At 66.6% G+C, this 4,509-nt stretch carries 5 protein-coding genes; 1 reads left to right on the top strand and 4 read right to left on the bottom strand.

Features of this window, described 5'->3' with window-relative positions:
• Nucleotides 1-398, bottom strand: a 398-nt coding sequence (locus tag GF405_01405; GenBank protein ID MBD3366812.1) for a hypothetical protein, incomplete at its 3' end; no start/stop codon positions are given.
• A gap of 156 nt (nt 399-554) precedes the next feature.
• On the opposite strand from GF405_01405, the gene GF405_01410 reads away from it, so the two are divergent.
• Entirely contained in the window at nt 555-917 is a 363-nt protein-coding gene (locus GF405_01410) for a cupin domain-containing protein (protein MBD3366813.1), read from the top strand.
• A 51-nt stretch (nt 918-968) separates the two neighbouring features.
• On the opposite strand, the gene GF405_01415 is transcribed toward GF405_01410, so the two are convergent.
• From GF405_01415 to GF405_01425, 3 genes are all read right to left on the bottom strand, one after another.
• Nucleotides 969-1,730: a hypothetical protein gene (locus GF405_01415; GenBank protein MBD3366814.1), complete on the bottom strand. Its 762-nt coding sequence runs from the start codon at nt 1,728-1,730 to the stop codon at nt 969-971.
• Nucleotides 1,731-1,960: 230 nt separating this feature from the next.
• Nucleotides 1,961-4,324: a hypothetical protein gene (locus GF405_01420; GenBank protein ID MBD3366815.1), complete on the bottom strand. Its 2,364-nt coding sequence runs from the start codon at nt 4,322-4,324 to the stop codon at nt 1,961-1,963.
• A 7-nt stretch (nt 4,325-4,331) separates the two neighbouring features.
• Nucleotides 4,332-4,509: V-type ATP synthase subunit D (locus GF405_01425; protein MBD3366816.1), on the bottom strand; the 178-nt coding region annotated here is incomplete at its 5' end.

A 4,509-nucleotide genomic window follows, 5' to 3' on the forward strand; every position in this document is an offset into this window, starting at 1 on the left:
ACCTCCCAGAAGGTGAAGCCGAAGCCGAGGCTCGCGAACGGGTTCACCCGCTCCTCGGGCATGAACGTCATGCCCATCGAGATGTCGACCGTGTTCCACAGCGTCCGGAAATCGTCGGGTTCGCCCCAGCCGGAGAAACGGTTCCCCGTCTCCGGCTCGCCGGTCGTCGGCGTCTGGCCGTGCTGATAGTCGAACGCCATCCAGACCGACTCGGTGAGCGGCTTCTTGACCTGGATGCCGGCGATGAGACCGGAGTCCTCATAGTCTTCGTCGCCGCCACTCGGCTTCATCATGCCGCCGGTGACCGTGAAGCAGACCGCGTCGCAGCCGACCTCGGCCGCGGCGGGGACCGCAAAACACAGTACGGCGATGACCGCAGCGATCCATGCGCGCATCATGGCTCCCTCCCCTGTAAGGTGGTACTGTCTCCCGGTTCAGCTCTGCGATGTCAGGGTAGTTTACGCTACCGAGCCGTCCTCAGCAAGGCCATTGCCAACCGAACCGCCGTCTGTCAGAATGCCGGCTGAAGGCCCCTTCAGCGAGGAGAACCCGTGATGTTCGTCAAGGATGTCCAGGACGCACAGGAGTTCGTCGCCGGCGACGACTCCCTTCTCCGTGAGATTCTCCACCCGGAACACGACCCGGTCGACCTCTCATACAGCCTCGCACACGCCGCCGTGCGCCCGGGCGAGTCGACCCGCCCGCACCGACTGACGTCGAGCGAGGTCTACTACATCGTGAGAGGTGCCGGGACGATGCACATCGGCGACGAGCAGGCCCCCATCCACGCCGGGCAGGCCGTCTACATTCCTCCGGGCGCCACGCAGTGGGTTGAGAACACCGAGCGGATCGACCTCGAGTTCCTCTGTATCGTGGACCCGGCGTGGCAGCCGGAGCAGGAGGCGGTGGGCAGATGACCCGGCCGGTCCTCCCGCGGCCCTCCTTCAGCTCCCCGCGCGTTCGGAGCCTCACTTCCCGTACATCGCCTTGATGGCACCCCACGTCCGCTTTTCTGTGCCGGTGTACATCTCTGTCAGCAGGTCGATCTCCACCGCCGTCAGCGCCCTGTCGTAGACTCTCACATCATCGATGGCGCCGAACCAGTAGTTCTGGCCGTAGAGGTGCGAGTGCCGTCCTATCATGAGGTTGCCCTCCGCACCCGCGCTCCCCGCTGAGGAAACCGTGGCGGCCGGCTCGCCGTCCAGATACAGGATGAGCTCGCTCCCGGTCCAGACCCCCGCGACGTGCACCCACTGTCCGACCACGGCCAGGGGACCCACTACTGTTCTGAGGGAGTTGGCGGCATTCCGGAAACGGAAGACCCACTGACCGTCGGCTCCCAGAGAGCTGTCGCCGAGCCCAAGCTGGAGGTTGTCCCACTGACCCAGTATCAGGTTCAGCCTGTTGAATCCGGTCTCGAAGCTGTCGACGCGGGCCCACGCGCTGACCGTGCCGGCGGCACTCTGGACCTCGAGAGGAGTCGAGATGTAGTCATATTCGGTGCCGTCGAAGCAGTAGGCCCTGTCGGGCTGACCCACCGGGTCCGGACACAGGGTCGCCCCATGGACCGTAGCGTCTGCTCCGCCATCTGTGGCGTCGAGCGCGTCGCCGGTGAACTTGTAGCGCGCCACGAGACCTTCTGTGATGTCCTGCGCCATGCCCGCTCCTGCGAACATGAGCAGCGTGGCGAGCAGCACCAACAGGAACGGAACACTCCGGGTACCTGCCATGGCGTCCTCTCCTTGCGCTCTGCTGAGCACAGCGCATCCGCCGAGCCCCGGTCTGCCCGACCGGGGTCTCGATCGCCCCCCATCCGAACGTGGTGTGGTCTGTCAGGATCTCAACAGAACTCGAGGGAATCTACTGTGCACTCCGTCTGAAGAGCAAGAGGGAACATCGAGCACAGCCGCCGGACCGGAGACGACACGGAACGGTGGGCGCCCGCGCCGCAAGAGCCGGCTCAGCCCCGTGTCCCGCGTCGCCTGACGGCCACGCGGAAGAGCGTCCCCTCGCCCGGGGCGGTCTCGATGATCTCGATGAACCCGCCGTACATATCGAGAAGCTCTCGCGACCGGAAGAGTCCGGCGCCGCCCCCCGACCGCGACGACTGCCCGTACGTGAAGGCGGCGTCCGCCTCCTCGGGTGTCATGCCGCGGCCGGTGTCCCGCACCTCGACAACGACCAGCTCTCCCTCGATGCGGCCCCCGACCGTGAGCCGCCGCGTCTCCGTCCCGCTCATCGCTGCGACCGCGTTCGTGATGAGATTCGTCATCACAAGCTGAAGGACGCGCGGTGATGCCCAGACCCGGACACCCTCCAGCGCCGAGAGGTCCTGTTCGGTGTGGACGCCGGCCGCGTTCCTCTCGGCGCGCGTCGCCTCCAGGACGCTCTCTGTCTCCGCGACCGGCGACGACTCGTGTCGCTCGATCAGCGCCCGCCTCACATCGCCGAGAGCGGCCTCGAGACGTTCGATCGCCGGGTCCAGGGCATCCGGTCTACCCTTCCCCTCAGAGACAGCGGAGACCTGCGTGTCGAGGGCGACGCGAGCGTCGCGGATGCGCCGGGCGTCCTCTGTATGGTCTCCGACAGCCTCCAGGTGGAGCACAAGGTCATCCAGGGCGGGTCTGATGGTTTCCTGCCACGCCTTCACCCTGCTTAGGATGACCGGTTGTACGTCCGGCGTGGTGTCCGGGTCCTCCTGACAGCTCACGAGCAGCCTGAGCAGCGACCTGAGCGGGCCGGTGAGTTCGAGCTTGTTGTGACTTGCGAGGTCGAGTTCCTCCAGCAGAGCCAGCTCGATGGCGGCCCTTTCATGCGCGGGCATCGGCGAGGTCATCGCGAGGAGGCGACGGGCGGCGCGGGCGGTCTCACGACGGGCGCGCGGCACCGAGGCGACGACAATGGCGCCCACGAGGAGGAGCAGGGCCCCGAGCCGTCCTGCCATCAGCCCGAGGTCAAGAGGGACGCGCACGAGGTCGAAGAGGTAGAGCCTGTCCGACGCGACGAGGAGTCCCGTGGGGCCGGCTCTGGTTCGGAACACGCCGGCGACGCGCGGGTGCCTCGAGGTGCTCTCGTGTGGCTGATGGGCGGCGAGGAGTCGCAGTTCGTCATCCAGGACATAGAGCCTCTGTTCCATCGCGCTGACGACGAGTCTGGGCGTCCCGTCCTCTCGGAGCGGCCAGTATCCCTCGATCAGCGCCTCGGGAGCCAGGAACGTCCGGCCGACTATGTCGAGGGCACCCTCGGCCATACCCAGGCGGTAGACCGTACCTCTCCCCCCTGAGATGTAGAGGACGCCTCCTTCGGGACCTGGATGTTCCGTTATCAGGGCCCCCGTCACGCTCTCGGGGATCGTCATCGCGTCGAGGCTCTCGCCCGACGCGGCCTCCCACACGACGACCCTCGTTGTCGGGCGCCCCTCACGCACGATGGGCTCGGTCGTGGTCACGATCTCAAGGACGCCGTCTCCGTCGAGATCGCCGACCGCCGCATGCGTGTCGGTGAGCCCCGGGCCGGTCGCACTGAGCCAGAGTACGTCGCCCGTATCGTCAATGACCATGACGTGCGACTCATCGTCGCTGGTGCCGTTCGCTGACGCGCCGTTGTTCGGCGCCGAGCTCGTCGCGATGACCTCCTCGCTTCCGTCGCCGTCAACGTCGGCGACGACCGCTCTGCGCCACTGGGCTCCGCCGGAGACGCGTCCCAGCAGCGTCCGGAAGTCGGAGCTGAAGAGCAGAACCTCCCGCGGATACTGGTCCATGTCGGCGCCGTGGACGACCGCCCAGGCCGCCCCGCCGCCTTCGAGCGACACGTGCTCGACGTCGCGGACCTTCCCGTCCCACCACGCTTCCTTTCTCCTGTCCTTGCCGGACGAGATCACCGTGTGAAACGACGTGTTGCCGCCGAACCCGTAGCCGTGCAGATGCAGCGTGTCGTTCTTCACGTAGCTCACGAGGAACTCGTCGGCTCCGTCGAGGTCGATGTCCTCCCACCCCAGAAACTGGACCACGTGCCATGCGTTCCGTTCGATGGAGAGGTTGACCTGCGCCAGCTCGAGCATCGTCGAAGACGCCGGGGTCATGATGCATATCTCGCCGCGGTCGATCGCGCAGGCGGCGATCTCGTCGAAGCCGTCGCCGTCCATGTCGCCGACCCACGGCGTGACGTACTCGCGCCAGGCGTGCGTGCGGACCGGTTCGAGGGTGTAGGGAAGATCGTCAGCGGCGCAGAGCGCCGCCGGTGAGAGCAGTGTCAGGAGAAGAAGCGTGAGACCGGTTCGTGAGCGAGCGGGCACGGGAGGCCTCCACATGGAGCATAGAAGCATGCGGCCGTCAGTGCTCCCGAACGATGTCCTTGACCTTCATGAGACGGGTGGCGTTCGCGCGCTCGAGCTCCGACAGCCGATCCGAGATGAACCGGATCGTCTCCTCGAGGCTCGGGACGAGGATGTGCTCGAGGGCGTTGACACGGCGGCGTGTCTTCTCGAGCTCGGCGGCCAGAAGCTGGATG

The sequence above is a fragment of the Candidatus Effluviviaceae Genus V sp. genome (assembly GCA_014728125.1).
GTDB lineage: Bacteria > Joyebacterota > Joyebacteria > Joyebacterales > Joyebacteraceae > WJMD01.

Bases quoted from the DNA above. Each gene is read 5' to 3' on its own strand.
- GF405_01410 (MBD3366813.1), top strand. From the start codon at position 555: ATGTTCGTCAAGGATGTCCAGGACGCACAGGAGTTCGTCGCCGGCGAC.
- GF405_01415 (MBD3366814.1), bottom strand. From the start codon at position 1,730: ATGGCAGGTACCCGGAGTGTTCCGTTCCTGTTGGTGCTGCTCGCCACG.
- GF405_01420 (MBD3366815.1), bottom strand. From the start codon at position 4,324: ATGCTTCTATGCTCCATGTGGAGGCCTCCCGTGCCCGCTCGCTCACGA.